Origin of the sequence: Leclercia sp. G3L, from assembly GCF_021117075.1 — a bacterium.
GTDB classification, from domain to species: domain Bacteria; phylum Pseudomonadota; class Gammaproteobacteria; order Enterobacterales; family Enterobacteriaceae; genus Enterobacter; species Enterobacter adecarboxylatus_C.
The window spans coordinates 2,492,865-2,511,112 of the sequence record NZ_CP088265.1 but is presented as its reverse complement, the minus strand read 5'-3'; the positions used below and the strand labels follow the sequence as shown (position 1 = coordinate 2,511,112).

General features: G+C 59.1%; 12 protein-coding genes and 1 pseudogene. 6 read left to right on the top strand and 7 right to left on the bottom strand.

Annotated elements, in window-relative coordinates; genetic code table 11:
* Positions 1–63: 63 nt before the first annotated feature.
* From LRS40_RS13420 to LRS40_RS13410, 3 genes are all read right to left on the bottom strand, one after another.
* Positions 64–639: an RpoE-regulated lipoprotein gene (locus tag LRS40_RS13420; RefSeq protein ID WP_231311797.1), complete on the bottom strand. Its 576-nt coding sequence runs from the start codon at positions 637–639 to the stop codon at positions 64–66.
* 62 nt (positions 640–701) lie between these two features.
* Positions 702–1,151: a DUF2919 domain-containing protein gene (locus tag LRS40_RS13415; RefSeq protein WP_142486646.1), complete on the bottom strand. Its 450-nt coding sequence runs from the start codon at positions 1,149–1,151 to the stop codon at positions 702–704.
* Positions 1,138–1,563, bottom strand: a complete 426-nt coding sequence (locus tag LRS40_RS13410) for a GNAT family acetyltransferase (RefSeq protein ID WP_142486647.1) — start codon at positions 1,561–1,563, stop codon at positions 1,138–1,140. Before LRS40_RS13410 ends, LRS40_RS13415 begins: the two co-directional genes overlap by 14 nt.
* A 212-nt stretch (positions 1,564–1,775) precedes the next feature.
* Here LRS40_RS13410 and amiA point away from each other — a divergent pair, with 212 nt between their 5' ends.
* Positions 1,776–2,651 carry an N-acetylmuramoyl-L-alanine amidase AmiA gene (gene amiA / locus LRS40_RS13405; protein ID WP_231311796.1) on the top strand — a complete coding sequence of 292 codons (876 nt, stop codon included), beginning with the start codon at positions 1,776–1,778 and terminating at the stop codon, positions 2,649–2,651.
* Complete coding sequence (gene hemF, locus LRS40_RS13400; protein ID WP_231311795.1) at positions 2,651–3,550, top strand: oxygen-dependent coproporphyrinogen oxidase; 900 nt, start codon at positions 2,651–2,653, stop codon at positions 3,548–3,550. Before amiA ends, hemF begins: the two co-directional genes overlap by 1 nt.
* Positions 3,551–3,630: 80 nt before the next feature.
* Here hemF and maeB read toward each other — a convergent pair whose 3' ends face one another.
* Positions 3,631–5,910, bottom strand: coding sequence for an NADP-dependent oxaloacetate-decarboxylating malate dehydrogenase (maeB, locus tag LRS40_RS13395; protein ID WP_231311794.1), 2,280 nt, complete (start codon positions 5,908–5,910; stop codon positions 3,631–3,633).
* Between the two features lie 290 nt (positions 5,911–6,200).
* Between maeB and tal the strand changes: the two genes are divergently transcribed.
* The gene (tal, locus tag LRS40_RS13390; RefSeq protein ID WP_231311793.1) at positions 6,201–7,151 is read left to right on the top strand and encodes a transaldolase; all 951 of its coding nucleotides are present in this window, start codon (positions 6,201–6,203) and stop codon (positions 7,149–7,151) included.
* A gap of 19 nt (positions 7,152–7,170) precedes the next feature.
* A complete protein-coding gene (gene tkt, locus LRS40_RS13385; protein WP_142486652.1) occupies positions 7,171–9,159 on the top strand; it encodes a transketolase in 1,989 nt (662 codons plus the stop codon).
* Between the two features lie 78 nt (positions 9,160–9,237).
* On the opposite strand, the gene LRS40_RS13380 is transcribed toward tkt, so the two are convergent.
* The 3 genes and pseudogenes from LRS40_RS13380 to LRS40_RS13370 form a co-directional block, all read right to left on the bottom strand.
* Positions 9,238–10,281 carry a DUF1176 domain-containing protein gene (locus LRS40_RS13380; protein ID WP_156264322.1) on the bottom strand — a complete coding sequence of 348 codons (1,044 nt, stop codon included), beginning with the start codon at positions 10,279–10,281 and terminating at the stop codon, positions 9,238–9,240.
* A gap of 124 nt (positions 10,282–10,405) precedes the next feature.
* Positions 10,406–10,981 (bottom strand): GDP-mannose pyrophosphatase NudK, encoded by a 576-nt coding sequence (nudK, locus tag LRS40_RS13375; protein ID WP_231313892.1) that lies wholly within the window; start codon positions 10,979–10,981, stop codon positions 10,406–10,408.
* Positions 10,982–11,046: 65 nt separating this feature from the next.
* A pseudogene (locus LRS40_RS13370) lies at positions 11,047–12,950 on the bottom strand (oxidoreductase FeS-binding subunit).
* 218 nt (positions 12,951–13,168) lie between these two features.
* On the opposite strand from LRS40_RS13370, the gene narQ reads away from it, so the two are divergent.
* On the top strand, positions 13,169–14,863 hold the full coding sequence (narQ, locus tag LRS40_RS13365) for a nitrate/nitrite two-component system sensor histidine kinase NarQ (RefSeq protein WP_231311792.1): 1,695 nt from the start codon (positions 13,169–13,171) through the stop codon (positions 14,861–14,863).
* A 200-nt stretch (positions 14,864–15,063) separates the two neighbouring features.
* The gene (gene acrD, locus LRS40_RS13360) at positions 15,064–18,177 is read left to right on the top strand and encodes a multidrug efflux RND transporter permease AcrD (protein WP_231311791.1); all 3,114 of its coding nucleotides are present in this window, start codon (positions 15,064–15,066) and stop codon (positions 18,175–18,177) included.
* Positions 18,178–18,248: the final 71 nt, after the last annotated feature.

Below are 18,248 nucleotides of genomic sequence, written 5' to 3'. Positions count from 1 at the left end.
TCGTGGCATTGTTGGCGGCGATTATACCCGCTTTTTCAGCGAGGCGGCTTGTCCAGGCGCAATTTACTGCTGCCAGATAATTTTGCTGATTTTCCAGTTCTTCAGCGTGTCGTCAGACGGCATCAACCCCTCCGGGCCGCTCCAGGTTCCGCTGAACTGGTAGCTGATATGCTGGCTGCCGTCGGCCTTACACTCCACCGTCACGCTGTCATCACCCGGCACGCTGACGCAGTTGCCGTAGGCTTTCTGATACAGGTCGCTGAACGGGGTCCCGATCTTCACGCCATTGTCGGTTTCGAGCTCGCTGTCCAGCACCTCAATGCGCCCGACAGTGGATTTATCACCGTTAATCACCAGCGCCAGCTGGTCATCTTTCATCGCTTCAAAGTAGTGCACGATGGTACCGTTCTGCGTTTTCATGCCGCTGCGCAGACGGTAATCGCCGCCTAACGCCGATTCGATGGCGCTCTGTTCCAGCGCCGTAGCGGCAGTGAGATTCCCCACGCCCTGCTCGGTCACCTCCGTGGATGAACCGAACCAGTTCCAGGGGTAGGCCGCAGACCAGTTCACGGCGGAGAGCGTTGAACAGCCCGTCAGGACAACGGGGAGCGCGCATAACAGTAAACGCAGCGATTTCATCGGGAGATCCTTTCTGGTTAATTTGACGCTTGTTGGAGTGCAGCATCGCTAAAAAGTGCCGTTTAATCTTTTTCAGGCGTAAAACAGGCGCGCAGGCGGGGGTGGGTCAGCAGCCACAGCAGCGCCACGATATCGGCTACCAGCAGCGCAATGCCCGGCCCACTCACGGCCTCACCGTTGAGCCACAGCAGGGGTTGCCAGCCCAGCAGCACGCCCTGGGCGAGGATCAACAGCCAGCGCAGCGCGCGCCACAGGCGCGGCACGAGATGGCGCCGCCCGCTCAGTAAAAAGGCCAGCACCGCCGGGATCCCCGGCAGCAGCCCGAGCCAGAAGTTATCGTGGTCCGGATAAAACAGGTTCAGCAGGGTATTGCCCTGATCGCGGGAAGCCCCGGCCAGCACGAACAATACCCAGGTGCGCGCCTGAAGCAGCAGCACGCACCAGAACAGAAACGGCAGGCGAACCCGACCGTGGCTGTCATAGTCCCCGGGGTGAAAATCAATACTCTTCATCTTCTATCAGGCGTTTGCCCAGCGTCAGCACGTCGGCATGTTCATAGTTGAGACGCTCGTACATACCCAGCACCACGTCATTATCTTCACGCACCATGATCTGAATCTTCGGACAGCCCCGGGCGATCAGTTTCTTTTCCAGACGATTGAGCAGCGCGTTGGCAATGCCACGCCCGCGAAACTCCGGGTGAACCCCCAGGTAGTACGCCGAACCACGATGCCCGTCGTAGCCGCCCATCACCGTGCCCACTACTTCGCCATTCACTTCCGCGACCAGAAACAGACTGACGTCATGGTTGAGCTTGCGCTCGATGTCCATCTCCGGATCGTTCCACGGTCGCAGTAGATCGCAGCGCTCCCAAAGGGTGATCACCTCTTCGAAGTCTGCCTGGCGAAAAACGCGTATCTCCATGGTATTAACCGCCTTTTTGGGTTTAAAAACAGTGATTATGACGCGAACGCCCTCTTTCGCCAATATCCAGCGAAAAAGGTCAGGAAATTTGGCATAATGGCACTTTGTCACGTATTGAAATGAAAAGTAAAACAATTCGCCACATGGACTGTCGTAACGGAAAAGACGATACGATATAACACCAGGACCCCAATTTTTACAATTCAGGCCGCATGAGCACATTCAAACCATTAAAAGCACTCACATCGCGTCGTCAGGTTCTCAAAGCGGGGCTGGCGGCCTTAACGTTAACGGGCATTGCAAAGCAGGCTCAGGCAAAAGACGAAAGCACCCTTAAAACCAGTAACGGACACAGCAAGCCGAAAACTAAAAAGCCCGGTGCGAAGCGTCTGGTAATGCTCGATCCGGGCCATGGCGGCATCGATACCGGCGCCATAGGCCGTAACGGCTCTAAAGAAAAACATGTCGTGCTGGCGATTGCAAAAAACGTCCGGGCGATTTTACGCAGCAACGGCATTGACGCCCGCCTGACCCGCTCCGGCGACACCTTTATTCCGCTGTACGACCGGGTGGAGATTGCCCACCAGCACGGCGCCGATCTGTTTATGTCGATCCACGCTGACGGCTTTACTAACCCCTCGGCGGCGGGTGCTTCGGTATTTGCCCTTTCCAATCGTGGCGCCAGTAGCGCCATGGCAAAATACCTCTCCGACCGTGAAAACCGTGCGGATGAAGTGGCCGGAAAGAAGACCACCGACAAAGATCATCTGCTCCAGCAGGTGCTGTTTGACCTGGTGCAAACCGACACCATCAAGAATAGCCTGACCCTCGGCTCGCATATTCTGAAGAAGATTAAGCCGGTGCACCGTCTGCACAGCAAGGGTACCGAGCAGGCGGCGTTTGTGGTGCTGAAATCCCCGTCGATTCCCTCTGTGCTGGTGGAAACCTCCTTTATCACCAACCCGGAAGAAGAGCGATTGCTGGGCACCAGGGCGTTTCGCCAGAAGATCGCCAACGCCATCGCCTCCGGGATCATCAGTTACTTCAAGTGGTTCGATAACCAGAAAGCGCACTCCAGGAAACGTTAATGAAACCCAATGCACAGCTGGTCAAAACCTTTCTGCTGCAGTTGCAGGATGAAATTTGCCAGAAACTGAGCGCCGTCGATGGCGGTGAATTTCAGCAGGATGAGTGGCAGCGCGAAGCCGGCGGCGGCGGGCGCAGCCGCGTGCTGCGTAACGGCGGCGTGTTCGAGCAGGCCGGGGTTAACTTTTCCCACGTTCATGGCGACGCCATGCCCGCTTCGGCCACCGCGCACCGCCCGGAGCTGGCGGGCCGCAGCTTCGAAGCGATGGGGGTCTCGCTGGTGGTGCATCCGCATAATCCGTACGTGCCCACCAGCCATGCCAACGTGCGCTTTTTTATCGCCGAAAAACCGGGTGCCGATCCGGTGTGGTGGTTTGGCGGCGGCTTCGACTTAACGCCTTTCTACGGGTTTGAGGAAGACGCAATCCACTGGCACCAGACCGCGCACGACCTGTGCCAGCCCTTTGGTGAGGACGTCTACGCGAAATACAAGAAATGGTGCGATGAGTACTTTTATCTGAAGCACCGTGACGAGCAGCGCGGCATTGGCGGGCTGTTCTTTGACGATCTGAACACCCCGGATTTTGATACCGCCTTTAGCTTTATGCAGGCGGTGGGCAACGGCTATACCGACGCTTATTTACCCATTGTCGAGCGGCGTAAAAGCCACGATTACGGCGTGCGCGAGCGCGAGTTCCAGCTCTATCGTCGGGGGCGTTACGTGGAGTTCAATCTGGTGTGGGACCGCGGCACGCTGTTCGGCCTGCAGACCGGCGGGCGCACGGAGTCGATTCTGATGTCGATGCCGCCGCTGGTGCGCTGGGAGTATAACTTTGATCCGAAAGAAGGCAGCCGCGAGGCTGCCCTGAAGGAGTTTATTAAGGTTCGGAACTGGATTTGATTGCCGGGCGGCGCATTCGCTTGCCCGGCCTACAAAACCTGTAGGTCGGGTAAGCGAAAGCGCCACCCGACACATCCCCATTACAGCGGCTGCGTCTGCGCCTCTACCACCGCCAGCGCCACCATGTTCACAATACGACGCACGGACGCAATCGGGGTTAACACATGCACCGGTTTCGCCACGCCCATCAGTACCGGCCCAACGGTCACCCCTTCCGAACTGGAGACGCGCAGCAGGTTGTAGCTGATACGCGCCGCTTCGACGTTCGGCATGATCAGCACGTTGGCAGAGCCTTTCAGCGGGCTGTCCGGCATCCGCTCGTTACGAATGCTCTCCACCAGCGCGGCGTCGCCGTGCATCTCTCCGTCGATCATCAGCTCCGGCGCGCGCTCGCGCACCAGCTCCAGGGTCTGGCGCATTTTGCACGCGGCCGCCGATTTGGAGGAGCCAAAGTTGGAGTGCGACAGTAGCGCCACCTTCGGTTCGATACCGAAGCGACGCACCGTTTCCGCTGCCATCACCGTGATCTCCGCCAGCTGCTCCGGGGTAGGATCGTCGTTGACGTAGGTATCGGCAATAAAGGTGTTGCCGCTTGGCAGCAGCAGGGCATTCATCGCCCCGGCGGTATGTACCCCCTCGCGATAGCCGAAGATCTCCTGCACCACGCTGAAGTGCTCGTGATAGTCGCCAATGGTGCCGCAGATCAGCGCGTCGGCTTCACCGCGGTGAACCATGATCGCCCCGATCACCGTGGTGTTGCCGATCACCGCCCGCTGGGCCTGCTCCTGGGTGATCCCCCGGCGCTTCATGATGGCGTAGTATTCGTTCCAGTACTCCTTAAAGCGCGGATCGGACTCATTGTTGACGATCTCGAAGTCCACGCCCGGCTTAATTTGCAGCCCCAGCTTCTGGATACGCATCTCGATCACGCTCGGACGACCAATCAGGATCGGCTTCGCCAGCCCCAGGCTCACCAGCTCCTGAGTGGCGTGCAGGACGCGCGCCTCCTCCCCTTCTGCCATCACCACACGTTTGGCGTCCGTGCGCGCCTGGGAGAAGATCGGCTTCATGAACAGGTTGGTTTTATAGACAAACTCGGTCAGCTTATCGACATAGGCATCGAAGTCGGTGATAGGCCGCGTCGCCACGCCGGAGTCCATCGCCGCTTTGGCGACCGCCGGAGCGATTTTGACAATCAGACGCGGATCGAACGGTTTCGGAATAATGTAGTCCGGGCCGAAGCTCAGATCCTGATCGCCATAGGCGGAAGCCACCACTTCGCTCTGCTCGGCATGGGCCAGCTCGGCAATGGCGTGAACCGCCGCCAGCTTCATCTCTTCGTTAATGGCGGTCGCGCCGACGTCCAGCGCTCCGCGGAAAATGAACGGGAAGCAGAGGACGTTGTTCACCTGGTTCGGGTAATCGGAACGGCCGGTACAGATAATCGCATCCGGGCGGACCGCTTTTGCCAGCGGCGGCAGGATCTCAGGCTCCGGGTTCGCCAGGGCGAGGATCAGCGGCGCGCGCGCCATCTTCATCACCATCTCTTCGTTCAGCACTTTCGGGCCCGAACAGCCGAGGAAGATATCCGCGCCGTCCATCACATCCGCCAGGCTGCGCTTGCCGTCGTCGTCCACGGCGTAGGCAGCTTTGGTCTCCGCCATATTGGCTTCGCGGCCTTTATAAATCACCCCTTTGGAGTCGCAGACCACGATGTTGTGCTTCTGCATCCCCAGCGCCACCAGCAGGTTCATACAGGCGATGGCTGCCGCGCCCGCGCCGGAGACCACCATCCGCACGTCAGAAAGGTTCTTCTCCACCACCCGCAGGCCGTTCAGAATAGCGGCGGTGCTGATGATCGCCGTTCCGTGCTGGTCGTCGTGGAACACCGGAATGTTCATCCGCTCGCGCAGCTTCTGCTCGATATAGAAACATTCTGGCGCTTTAATGTCTTCGAGGTTGATGCCGCCAAAGGTCGGCTCCAGCGCGGCCACCACGTTGATGAATTTGTCCGGGTCCAGCTCATCCACTTCAATATCAAACACGTCGATACCGGCGAATTTCTTGAACAGCACGCCCTTGCCTTCCATTACCGGTTTACCGGCCAGCGCCCCGATATTGCCCAGCCCCAGCACCGCAGTGCCGTTGGAGATCACCGCCACCAGATTGCCGCGGGCGGTGTATTTGTAGGCCGCCAGCGGATCTTTTTCGATTTCGAGACAGGGCGCGGCCACGCCCGGCGAATAGGCTAACGCCAGGTCGCGCTGGGTGGCGAGGGGTTTGGTCGGAGAGACCTGAATTTTGCCAGGTACGGGAAATTCATGAAAATCGAGGGCACTCTGTCTTAACTGCTCGTCCATTGTAAGGTTCCTTTCACGTATCGTTCAAAATGGGTGATGTTGTTATGGTCTGAGTTCACCCTGGATGGCGGATAGTATCGCTGCTGCCCGCCGCTCAAACTTTGAAGGCTGCCAAACTCTCACCATCAAAAAACAAAAATTGTTATCAATTTATAACAATCATGTTACCTGCCCATCAAAGCAAGACCATGTCCGTCTGCTATGCTTTTTTGTTAAGTACATCGCGAATTTCACAGAAGTGTGATCTAACACACTCCACCAACTCTTTTATTTTCAAGGAGTCATTACTTATGAACCAACTAGACGGCATCAAACAATTCACCACGGTCGTTGCTGACAGCGGTGATATCGAATCCATCCGCCACTACCAGCCACAGGATGCGACCACCAACCCATCGCTGCTGCTGAAAGCCGCCGGGCTCTCGCACTTCTCGCACCTGATTGACGACGCCATTACGTACGGTAAAGGACGGGGGAAAACCAAAGAGCAACAGGTCGCTGAAGCCAGCGATAAGCTGGCGGTCAATATTGGTAGCGAAATTCTGAAAAGCATTCCGGGACGGGTCTCTACCGAAGTGGACGCACGCCTCTCCTTTGACCAGGAGAAAAGCATCGCCAAAGCGCGCCATCTGGTGAAGCTCTACGAGGAGCAGGATGTCGAAAAATCGCGCATTCTGATCAAGCTGGCCTCCACCTGGGAGGGGATCCGCGCCGCCGAAGTGCTGGAGAAAGAGGGAATTAACTGCAACCTGACGCTGCTGTTCTCCTTTGCTCAGGCACGCGCCTGCGCCGAAGCCGGGGTGTTCCTGGTGTCACCGTTCGTCGGGCGTATTTACGACTGGTATCAGGCCCGCCAGCCGATGGACCCCTACGTGGTAGAGGAAGATCCGGGCGTAAAATCCGTTCGCAATATCTACGACTACTATAAGCAGCACCGCTACGAAACCATCGTGATGGGCGCCAGCTTCCGCCGCACCGAGCAGATCCTTGCCCTTACCGGCTGCGACCGCCTGACCATCTCCCCTAACCTGCTGCAGGAGTTACAGGAGAAAGAGGAAGAGGTGGTCCGTCGCCTGGTGCCTTCTTCAACGGTGTTGCCAAAACCAAAACCAATGACCGAAGCTGAATTCCGCTGGGAGCATAATCAGGACGCCATGGCGGTCGATAAGCTGTCAGAAGGGATCCGTCTTTTCGCGGTCGACCAACGCAAACTCGAAGATCTGCTCGCCGCCAAACTGTAACCTTGCCATGGAGTGAACTATGTCCCGTAAAGAGTTAGCCAATGCCATTCGCGCCCTCAGCATGGATGCCGTGCAAAAAGCCAATTCCGGTCATCCAGGCGCACCAATGGGTATGGCCGATATCGCAGAAGTGTTGTGGAATGATTTCCTGAAGCACAACCCCAACGATCCGACGTGGTACGACCGCGACCGTTTTATTCTCTCTAACGGTCACGCGTCGATGCTGCTCTACAGCCTGCTGCACCTCTCCGGCTATAACCTGCCGCTTGAGGAGCTGAAAAACTTCCGCCAGCTGCACTCGAAAACCCCGGGTCACCCGGAGCTGGGTTACACCCCTGGGGTGGAGACCACTACCGGCCCGCTGGGTCAGGGGCTGGCGAATGCGGTCGGGCTGGCGATTGCCGAGCGCACGCTGGCGGCGCAGTTTAACCAGCCGGGACATGAGATTGTCGATCACAATACTTATGTGTTTATGGGCGACGGCTGTCTGATGGAGGGGATCTCCCACGAGGTCTGCTCCCTGGCGGGCACGCTGGGACTGGGCAAGCTGATTGGTTTCTACGATCACAACGGTATCTCCATCGACGGCGAGACCGAGGGCTGGTTCACTGACGACACGGCAAAACGCTTTGAAGCCTACCACTGGCATGTGGTGCATGAGATTGACGGTCACGATCCTGAGGCGCTGAAGGCGGCCATCCAGGAAGCGCAAAGCGTGACCGATAAACCGTCGCTGATTATCTGTCGCACGGTCATCGGATTTGGTTCCCCGAACAAAGCCGGTAAAGAGGAGTCTCACGGCGCGGCGCTGGGCGAAGAGGAAGTGGCTCTGACCCGCCAGAAGCTGGGCTGGAAATACCCGGCTTTTGAGATCCCGAAAGAGATCTACAAAGCCTGGGATGCCCGCGAAGAGGGCGAAAAAGCGCAGGCGGCCTGGAACGACAAATTTGCTGCCTACCAGAAAGCGCACCCGGAGCTGGCGGCCGAGTTCAGCCGTCGCATGAGCGGCGGGCTTCCCGAGAACTGGGAAGAGACCACCCAGGCGCTGATCGAAAACCTGCAGGCCAACCCGGCGAAGATCGCCACCCGTAAGGCCTCTCAGAATACCCTCAACGCCATTGGCCCGATCCTGCCGGAGCTGCTGGGCGGCTCGGCGGATCTGGCCCCGAGCAACCTGACCATCTGGTCGGGCTCAACCTCGCTTAAAGAAGATATCGCCGGGAACTACATCCACTACGGGGTGCGCGAGTTCGGCATGACCGCCATTGCCAACGGCATCGCCCATCACGGCGGATTTGTGCCTTACACCGCCACCTTCCTGATGTTCGTGGAGTATGCGCGTAACGCCGCGCGTATGGCGGCGCTGATGAAGGCCCGGCAGATCATGGTCTATACCCACGACTCCATCGGGCTGGGGGAAGATGGCCCGACCCACCAGGCGGTGGAGCAGCTGGCCAGCCTGCGTCTGACGCCGAATTTCAGCACCTGGCGTCCGTGCGATCAGGTTGAAGCCGCGGTGGGCTGGAAGCTGGCGATAGAGCGCCACAACGGCCCGACGGCGCTGATCCTCTCCCGTCAGAACCTGGCGCAGATCGAGCGTACCCCGGACCAGGTAAAAAATATTGCCCGCGGGGGATACATCCTGAAAGACAGCGGCGGCAAGCCGGATATTATTCTGATTGCCACCGGATCGGAGATGGAGATCACCGTCAAGGCGGCGGAGAAGCTGACCGCGGAAGGCCACGCGGTGCGAGTGGTGTCCCTGCCTTCAACGGATATCTTTGATGCTCAGGATGAGGCGTACCGCGAGTCGGTGCTGCCGTCGGACGTTACGGCGCGCGTGGCGGTCGAAGCGGGTATTGCGGACTACTGGTACAAGTATGTCGGGCTGAAAGGGAAGATTGTCGGGATGACCGGCTATGGTGAATCGGCGCCTGCCGACAAGCTATTCCCGTTCTTCGGCTTTACGGTTGAGAACGTGGTAGAGAAGGCGCAGGCCTTACTGTAAGTGCCTTGCCCGGCGGCGCTACGCTTGCACGGGCCTACAAAACCAAAAAACGGTAACCTTATGGTTACCGTTTTTCTTTTATCTTGTGATCCACAAGGTGGGCCAGGAATCGGGTCCATGCCAGTTATCGCAGCTCGGCTCTTCCGCATAACGCACCAGACGGAAACGCTGTCCGGTAAAGCGCCAGCGCGTCTGGATCCCGCAATCGGCAATGCCGCGTCCCAGCGCGAGGGTGGTCAGCTCGCGGCTCTTCTCATCGAAGCTGGCGTTCATCAACTCCATCTCGCTGCTGTCGCTCGACGGCACAAACGGCAGGCGCAGGCGCACCGCATGGGAGGCAAACGGCTTCTTACGCGACACCAGCCAGGCCAGATCGACGGTGTTATAGGCCCCGGCCTCACAGCTGATCATCAGCAGCGCTTTGTCATCGGTTAAGGCGGTGACCCGCACTTCACGACGCGCCGGGTCGAGTGAGCACTGGCTGTTGTTGATGCGCCAGGTGCCATAGTCGGTCAGATCGCTGCGCTCTTCGCGGGTTAACGGCGTGGGGGTCGGGTTGACTACGGCAACCTCTTTCAGCGCCGGCGCGGGCGGTACGCTCAGCGGCGGTTGCGCGCCTTTGTTGATCCACGCGGTTTCACTCCCGCCACGCTTTTGCTGGGCATCGATAAACTGCAGGGCCTCTTTCAGCCCATCCAGGGAGATGACCTGCTTGCCATCCGCCAGGGTGATGGCCTTTTTCTGCTGAAGCGTGGTCAACAGAGCAGTAATAGTGGCGGCATGATCGGTGGTCAGACGCCAGGGAGTCACCTGCCAGTGCGGTGGAGCAAGCTGCAGCGGCTCGCCGTCAAGCAGCAGGCGGGGCGCGATAGCGGGCTGTTTAGGGTCGGGCGTGGCCAGCCCGCCGAGATCGATGCGCAGCACCGCATCGGTTTTTGCCCCGGCGCTGCGGCTCAGCGTCATCACCAGCCCGTTATGCTCACCGGTATTGCGCGCGATACAAAAGTTCTGGTTGTTGCAGGTCACCTGCCAGTCAGTAAACGACTGCTGTGCAGGTGCCGCCTGAACCAGAGCCGCGGGCAGCACGCTGAGCATAAAGATAAGAAAAAGGCTGTGACGCATGAATAGCAGGATCCCGGAAGCAAAGACAGACAAACAGACCGTATCTTCCTGCTCAGGCCGGGGTTACTCAATCAGATTTATCGGATAGATTTATATGAAATACATCTTATTAAGAATAATAATATCAATCCATTAACCCGGAGCTGCGCAAATACTGTAAGAGTATCACCGTTTTGCCGTCCCGTATTTCACCCGATTGAATCATCAATAACGCCTCGCTGAAGGGCAGCTCCAGGACCTCGATCTCTTCGTCCTCTATCCCGCCGCCCTTGCCTGCGCGCTGGGCGTCACTGTATTCCGCCACGAAGAAATGGACGATTTCCGTCACGCCGCCGGGGGACATGTACAGCTCAAACACCTTGCGCGCGTTACCGACGACAAAACCGGTCTCTTCGATCGCCTCTTTGCGAATGCAGACTTCCGGCTCATCGTTATCCAGCAGCCCGGCGCAGGTTTCGATCAGTCGCCCGTCGGGATTGCCGTTCACCCAGGTGGCGATGCGGAACTGGCGGATCAGCACCACGCTCTGCTTCTCAGTGTTGTAGAGCAGGACAGTAGCGCCGTTACCCCGATCGTAGACTTCACGTTTGTGGCGCACCACTTCGCCGTTACGCCGCGTCAGATCGTAGGTCAGGTTGCGCAGAATGAAATAGTTATCTGAGAGGCACTTGTCTTTAATCAGTTCAATTTTCAAGTTTATACGGGCTCCGTTACGCGTCATGCTGGTCATACTACGCTGAGAAGCCCGCGTTGTCGTCCGTCGGGTTAATGCGGGGCGGGTGCCTCGACCCCAAGCCAGTCGGCGATGCCCTGGGCGGCATGCCGCCCTTCCGCCATTGCCGTGACCACCAGATCGGCGCCGCGCACCGCGTCGCCACCGGCAAAGATCTGCGGGTTGCTGGTCTGATAGCGGTAGCGCGTCTCGACGCTGGCGGCGATCCGCCCCCAGTCATCCACCTCGACCCCCTGCGCCTGTAGCCAGGGCATGGCATGCGGGTTGAAGCCAAAGGCCATGATCACCGCATCGGCAGGCATGACAAACTCGCTACCTTCGACAGGCACCGGACGGCGGCGGCCCTGGGCATCAGGCTCGCCCAGCCGGGTGCGCAGGAGGCGAATGCCGTTAACCCGCCCGGTCTCGTCGAGGGTCAGCTCCACCGGCTGCACGTTAAACTCAAAGGCGGCCCCCTCTTCCCGGGCGTTTTTGACCTCTTTTTTCGAGCCCGGCATGTTGGCTTCATCCCGGCGGTAGGCGCAGGTGACGCTGGCGGCCCCGTGACGCAGCGCGGTGCGCACGCAGTCCATCGCCGTATCGCCGCCGCCCAGCACCACCACGTTCAGCCCGGCGGTATCGACAAAGGGCTCCTCTACCGACGGGGCCAGCCCCATCAGCTGCCGGGTGTTGCCCACCAGGAACGGCAGGGCATCGTAGACCCCGGGCGCATCCTCATGGGGAATGCCCGCCTTCATCGAACGGTAAGTGCCCACGCCAACAAACAGAGCATCGTATTCGCTAAGCAGCTGCGCCAGCGGGAGATCTTTACCCACCTCGCAGTTCAGCTCGAAGCGGATGCCCATCGCCGTGAAGATCTCCCGACGGCGGGCCAGCAGCGATTTATCCAGCTTAAAGGCCGGAATACCGAAGGTAAGCAGGCCGCCAATCTCCGGGTGGCGGTCAAAGACCGTGACGCTAACGCCGCGGCGGATTAACGCATCGGCGCAGGCCAGTCCGGCGGGCCCGGCCCCGATGATGGCGACCTGCTTATTGACGGGCGTGACCTGGCTCAGATCGGGCCGCCAGCCTTTGGCCAGCGCCTGGTCGGAGATATAGCGTTCGATGTTGCCGATGGTCACCGACCCGGCAACGTCGCGCACCGTGCACGCCCCTTCACACAGTTTGTCCTGGGGACAGACCCGGCCGGTTATCTCCGGCAGGCAGTTGGTCTGATGGGATAACTCCACCGCAGCGTCGATATCCCCGGCCTTCACCCGTTCGATCCACTGGGGAATGTGGTTGTGCAGCGGGCAGGTCCATTCGCATACCGAATGTTCCCCGCAGGTCAGGCAGCGGTCGGCTTCACGCTGCGCCTGCGCCGGACGGAACGGCAGATAGATTTCGTCGAAATTACCCGCCCGCGCCTCGGGGGAGAGTTTATCCGGCTCGCCGCCCCGGTCTGCCACGGCTGCGCCTCATGGCGCGCCGTGCGCACCTGCCGCGTACGGGTCAGCTGATTCAGGGTATCGGGCGTGACCCTCGATAAGGCATCCGCCGGGCAGTTCGCCACGCAGGCTGGCCCCTCGGGGCGATCCAGGCAGAGATCGCACTTCTGCGCGGTGGCCGACTGCGCCCCGGTGACCACCTCCATAGTGCCAAACGGGCAAGCCACTACGCAGGCTTTACAGCCGATACACTTCTGCTCATCAACCTGCACGCTGTCGCGCATCCGACTGATGGCGCCATTCGGGCAGCTTTGTAGACAGGGGGCGTTTTCACAGTGGTGGCAGGTAACAGCGCTGTGCTTATTGCCCTCTTTCACCACGGTGATACGGGGGGTAAAATGGCGCGCGCTGAGGGCATGCTGTTCATTATGATGCGCCATGACGCACGCCACTTCGCAGGCTCGACATCCAATGCATAACTGGCTATTAGCCATAATAAAATGATTCATCACGGTTCCCCTGCTGGCCCAAATAACCTTATTCTTTGTATGAATAATGTATTTACCCACCGCAACGGGTTGAGGCAATGTTCAATTGCCCAGGAACGCGAACTATTTCGCCTGAACCTGTGTCAGATCAATTAATTTCATTCCTGATGAAATTACGTTTCATTCCCCCTACGGAAACGTTGTTCAGGTCTGTTTCGTATTAGCTCAGGACGCGATTTGTGATAGTTAAACAACCGGTTTCACGCAGCCTTGCCCTGGCCTTTTTCGCCATCATTGCCCTGTCGCTGCTGACGAGCGCCATTGCGCTGTTTACCCTCGCCAGCAGCCAGCGCGACGCCGAAGCGATCAACCTGGCGGGGTCACTGCGGATGCAGAGCTATCGCCTGGGTTACGATATACAACGGGGCAGCGCCGATCTGCTGCCCCATCGACAGGCCTGGCAGCAAACGCTGAATGCCCCCGCCCTGCTCACCCTGAAAAGCTGGTACGTGCCGGATGAGGTTCAACAGCGTTATCACCTGCTGCAGCTGGCGTGGCAGGGTGTTAACGAGAAACTCGATCAGGGTGATTACGCCTGGTATCAGAACCATATGGATGAGTATGTGGCGCGTATCGACGCCTTTGTTCTCTCCCTGCAGCATTACGCCGAACATAAAATCCAGCTGGTGTTCGCCATCTCCTTTGCCGGCGCGATCGGCATCATTCTGCTGGCGCTCAGCACGCTGCGGCGGATCCGCCAGCAGGTGGTCGCCCCGCTCAATCGCCTGGTCGCCTCCAGCCTGCACATCGAACAGGGCCGGTTTGATACCCCGGTGCCGGATACCGATCTGCCGAACGAGCTTGGCCTGCTTTCCCGCACCTTTAACCATATGGCCGCCGAGCTGCACACCCTGTACCGCTCTCTGGAAATTTCGGTTGAAGAGAAGACGCACCATCTGCACGAGGCCCACCAGCAGCTGGAGATGCTGTTTACCTGCTCGCAGGAGATGAACACCAGCAAGATCGACAGCCACTGCTTCCGTCATATCCTGCAGACCGTGCGCGAATACACCGGGATCGCCTGGCTGGCGCTGCATACCAGCGACGGCTGGAAAATGCAGGAGGGCGAGGCCGCCGAGCACCTGGAGACGCAGGTGCTGCCGGTCATTATGCTGGAGACCCGGTTCGGTGAGCTACGCTGGCAAAGCGAGCAGCGCGCCGTGCCGATCCCGCTGATGAAAAGCGTCGCCACCATGCTCGGGCGCGGCCTCTTTTCCAACCAGGCGCAAAAGCACTACCACCAGCTGCTGCTGATGGAGGAGCGCGCCACCATCGCCCGCGAGCTGCACGACTCGCTGGCGCAGGTGCTGTCGTATCTGCGCATTCAGTTGACGCTGCTTAAACATGCGGTGCCGGAGGAGAACCAGGCAGCGCAGGCGATCATTACCGATTTCTCCCGGGCGCTGAATGCCGCATACCGCCAGCTGCGCGAGCTGCTTACCACCTTCCGCCTGACGCTGAACCAGGCCAACCTGCCCGCTGCGCTACAGGAGACGCTGGAGGATCTCCAGAAGCAGACCGGCGCAACACTGCGCCTCGACTGCCAGCTCTCCTCGCTGGCGCTGGACGCCCAGATGCAGGTCCACCTGCTGCAAATTGTGCGCGAGGCGGTGCTAAACGCCATCAAGCACGCCCAGGCCAGCGACATTGAGGTCAGTTGCGTTACCGCCCCGGACGGCAGCCATAGGGTGAACATTTGCGACAACGGTATCGGGATTGGCGACGCCAGCGAGCCGCCGGGTCACTACGGTCTGAACATCATGCGCGAGCGCGCCGACAGGCTGGGGGGTACCCTGCACTTCTCGCAGCCGCCCGGCGGAGGGACGCAGGTCAGCGTCTGTTTCCGCTCGTCAGCCGCTACCGAGGGTAAATAACGGTAAAAACGGGGGGAATGTCACCAGTCAGCCATGCGGATAGACAATACTCACCGCTTCACAACGGGCAACGACGCGAATAAAGCGCATGATAATTTACATTATCTCCTTTATTTCTCCACGTTTGGCATCCGCCTTGCCGCTAGAGTTATGCGGGCAATGTACAATGACGACGCGCAGCAAAACGAGGTCTTATTTTAATGGCGAATTTTTTCATCGATCGCCCCATTTTTGCCTGGGTGCTGGCAATTTTGTTGTGCCTGACCGGCACGCTGGCCATTTTTTCCCTTCCTGTTGAACAGTACCCGGATCTGGCCCCGCCTAACGTGCGGATCACGGCTAACTATCCGGGGGCATCCGCGCAAACTCTGGAGAACACCGTCACCCAGGTGATCGAGCAGAACATGACCGGCCTCGACAACCTGATGTACATGTCTTCCCAGAGCAGCGCCACCGGGCAGGCGACGGTCACGCTGAGCTTTACCGCGGGCGCTGACCCGGATGAAGCGGTGCAGCAGGTGCAAAACCAGCTGCAGTCCGCGCTGCGTAAGCTGCCGCAGGCGGTGCAGAATCAGGGCGTGACGGTGCGTAAAACCGGTGATACCAACATTCTGACCATCGCCTTTGTCTCCAATGACGGATCGATGGATAAGCAGGATATCGCTGACTATGTCGCCAGTAATATTCAGGATCCGCTCAGCCGCATCAACGGCGTGGGGGATATCGACGCCTACGGCTCACAATACTCGATGCGCATCTGGCTCGACCCGGCGAAGCTGAACAGTTTTCAGATGACGGCGAAAGATGTTACCGACGCCATCGAATCACAAAATGCGCAGATTGCGGTCGGCCAGCTGGGCGGTACGCCGTCCATTGATAAGCAGGCGCTGAACGCCACCATTAACTCCCAGTCGCTGTTGCAGACCCCGGAGCAGTTCCGCGATATCACCCTGCGCGTCAACCAGGATGGTTCGGAAGTGCGGCTGGGCGATGTCGCCACCGTCGAAATGGGTGCCGAGAAGTACGATTACCTGAGCCGCTTTAACGGCAAAGCGGCCTCTGGGCTTGGGGTAAAGCTGGCCTCCGGCGCCAACGAAATGGCCACGGCAGAACTGGTCATTAACCGCCTCGACGAGCTGTCGCACTATTTCCCTCACGGGCTCGAGTACAAAATCGCCTATGAAACCACCTCCTTCGTGAAGGCCTCGATTGAAGATGTGGTGAAAACCCTGCTGGAAGCCATCGCTTTGGTGTTCCTGGTGATGTACCTGTTCCTGCAAAATTTCCGCGCCACGCTGATCCCGACCATCGCCGTGCCGGTGGTACTGATGGGCACCTTTACGGTGCTCTACGCCTTTGGCTATAGCATCAACACCCTCACCATGTTTGCCATGGTGCTGGCGATAGGCCTGCTGGTGGATGATGCCATCGTGGTGGTGGAGAACGTCGAGCGTATCATGAGCGAAGAGGGGCTTTCCCCGCGCGAAGCGACGCGAAAATCGATGAAACAGATTCAGGGGGCGCTGGTAGGTATTGCCATGGTGCTGTCTGCGGTATTCGTGCCGATGGCCTTCTTTGGCGGTACCACCGGCGCAATCTACCGCCAGTTCTCGATCACCATCGTCTCAGCCATGGTGCTGTCGGTACTGGTGGCGATGATCCTCACCCCGGCCCTCTGCGCCACTCTGCTTAAACCGCTGCATAAGGGCGAACAGCACGGCCAGAAAGGGTTCTTTGGCTGGTTCAACCGCATGTTTAACCGCAACGCCGCGCGCTATGAGGCGGGCGTCGGGCGGATCCTGCACCGCAGCCTGCGCTGGGTGCTGATCTACGTCCTTCTGCTGGGCGGTATGGTGTTCCTGTTCCTGCGTCTGCCGACCTCGTTCCTGCCCCTTGAAGACCGGGGCATGTTTATCACCTCGGTGCAGTTGCCCAGCGGCTCTACCCAGCAGCAGACCCTGAAGGTGGTTCAGCAGGTGGAGTCCTACTTCTTCAACAAAGAGAAAGACAACGTGCTGTCGGTCTTTGCTACCGTGGGCTCTGGCCCTGGCGGGAACGGGCAGAACGTGGCGCGTATGTTCGTGCGCCTGAAAGACTGGGATGAGCGCGATGCCAAAACCGGCAGTTCGTTCGCCATCATCGAGCGCGCCACCAAAGCCTTCAGCCACATCAAAGAGGCGCGGGTCTTCGCCAGCAGCCCACCGGCCATCAGCGGGCTCGGCAGTTCGGCAGGTTTTGATATGGAGCTGCAGGATCACGCCGGAGCCGGGCATGTGGCGCTGATGGCCGCCCGCGACCGACTGCTGGAGCTGGCCGGGGAGGATCCTTCCCTCACGCGCGTGCGCCACAACGGTCTGGACGACAGCCCGCAGCTGCAGATTGATATTGACCAGCGTAAGGCGCAGGCGCTGGGCGTGGACATTGACGATATCAATGACACCCTGCAAACCGCCTGGGGCTCGAGCTACGTGAACGACTTTATGGATCGGGGCCGCGTGAAAAAGGTCTACGTGCAGGCGGCAGCCAAATACCGCATGCTGCCGGACGATATCAACATGTGGTACGTGCGCAACAAAGACGGCGGCATGGTGCCCTTCTCGGCCTTCGCCACCTCGCGCTGGGAGACCGGATCTCCGCGTATGGAACGCTACAACGGCTATTCAGCGGTAGAGATTGTCGGTGAGGCCGCGCCGGGGGTCAGTACCGGCACCGCCATGGACGTGATGGAAAATCTGGTGCAGCAGCTGCCTGCCGGGTTTGGCCTTGAGTGGACCGCGATGTCCTATCAGGAGCGCCTCTCCGGTGCCCAGGCGCCGGCGCTCTATGCGTTGTCGCTGCTGGTGGTGTTCCTCTGTCTGGCCGCCCTGTATGAGAGCTGGTCAGTGCCGTTCTCGGTCATGCTGGTGGTGCCGCTGGGGGTAATCGGTGCCCTGCTCGCCACCTGGATGCGCGGGCTGGAGAATGACGTCTACTTCCAGGTCGGGCTGTTAACGGTCATTGGCCTCTCCGCGAAGAACGCCATTCTCATCGTCGAGTTTGCTAACGAGATGAATGAGAAAGGCCAGGAGCTGATGGCTGCGACCCTTGACGCCTGTCGCCAGCGCCTGCGTCCGATCCTGATGACCTCGCTGGCGTTTGTCTTCGGCGTGCTGCCGATGGCCACCAGCTCTGGGGCGGGATCGAGCAGCCAGCACGCGGTGGGAACCGGGGTAATGGGCGGGATGATCTCCGCCACCATCCTCGCCATTTACTTTGTTCCGCTGTTCTTTGTGCTGGTCCGCCGACGTTTCCCGCTAAAGGAACGACAGAAATAAGATATTGAAAATGAAAAAGGCGTCCTTACCGGCCGCCTTTTTTATGTGTTTATTTTCACATTATTGTTATT

What these genes read in the sequence shown, in the direction of transcription:
- LRS40_RS13420 (WP_231311797.1), bottom strand. Translation starts at nt 639, where the DNA reads ATGAAATCGCTGCGTTTACTGTTATGCGCGCTCCCCGTTGTCCTGACG.
- LRS40_RS13415 (WP_142486646.1), bottom strand. Translation starts at nt 1,151, where the DNA reads ATGAAGAGTATTGATTTTCACCCCGGGGACTATGACAGCCACGGTCGG.
- LRS40_RS13410 (WP_142486647.1), bottom strand. Translation starts at nt 1,563, where the DNA reads ATGGAGATACGCGTTTTTCGCCAGGCAGACTTCGAAGAGGTGATCACC.
- amiA (WP_231311796.1), top strand. Translation starts at nt 1,776, where the DNA reads ATGAGCACATTCAAACCATTAAAAGCACTCACATCGCGTCGTCAGGTT.
- hemF (WP_231311795.1), top strand. Translation starts at nt 2,651, where the DNA reads ATGAAACCCAATGCACAGCTGGTCAAAACCTTTCTGCTGCAGTTGCAG.
- maeB (WP_231311794.1), bottom strand. Translation starts at nt 5,910, where the DNA reads ATGGACGAGCAGTTAAGACAGAGTGCCCTCGATTTTCATGAATTTCCC.
- tal (WP_231311793.1), top strand. Translation starts at nt 6,201, where the DNA reads ATGAACCAACTAGACGGCATCAAACAATTCACCACGGTCGTTGCTGAC.
- tkt (WP_142486652.1), top strand. Translation starts at nt 7,171, where the DNA reads ATGTCCCGTAAAGAGTTAGCCAATGCCATTCGCGCCCTCAGCATGGAT.
- LRS40_RS13380 (WP_156264322.1), bottom strand. Translation starts at nt 10,281, where the DNA reads ATGCGTCACAGCCTTTTTCTTATCTTTATGCTCAGCGTGCTGCCCGCG.
- acrD (WP_231311791.1), top strand. Translation starts at nt 15,064, where the DNA reads ATGGCGAATTTTTTCATCGATCGCCCCATTTTTGCCTGGGTGCTGGCA.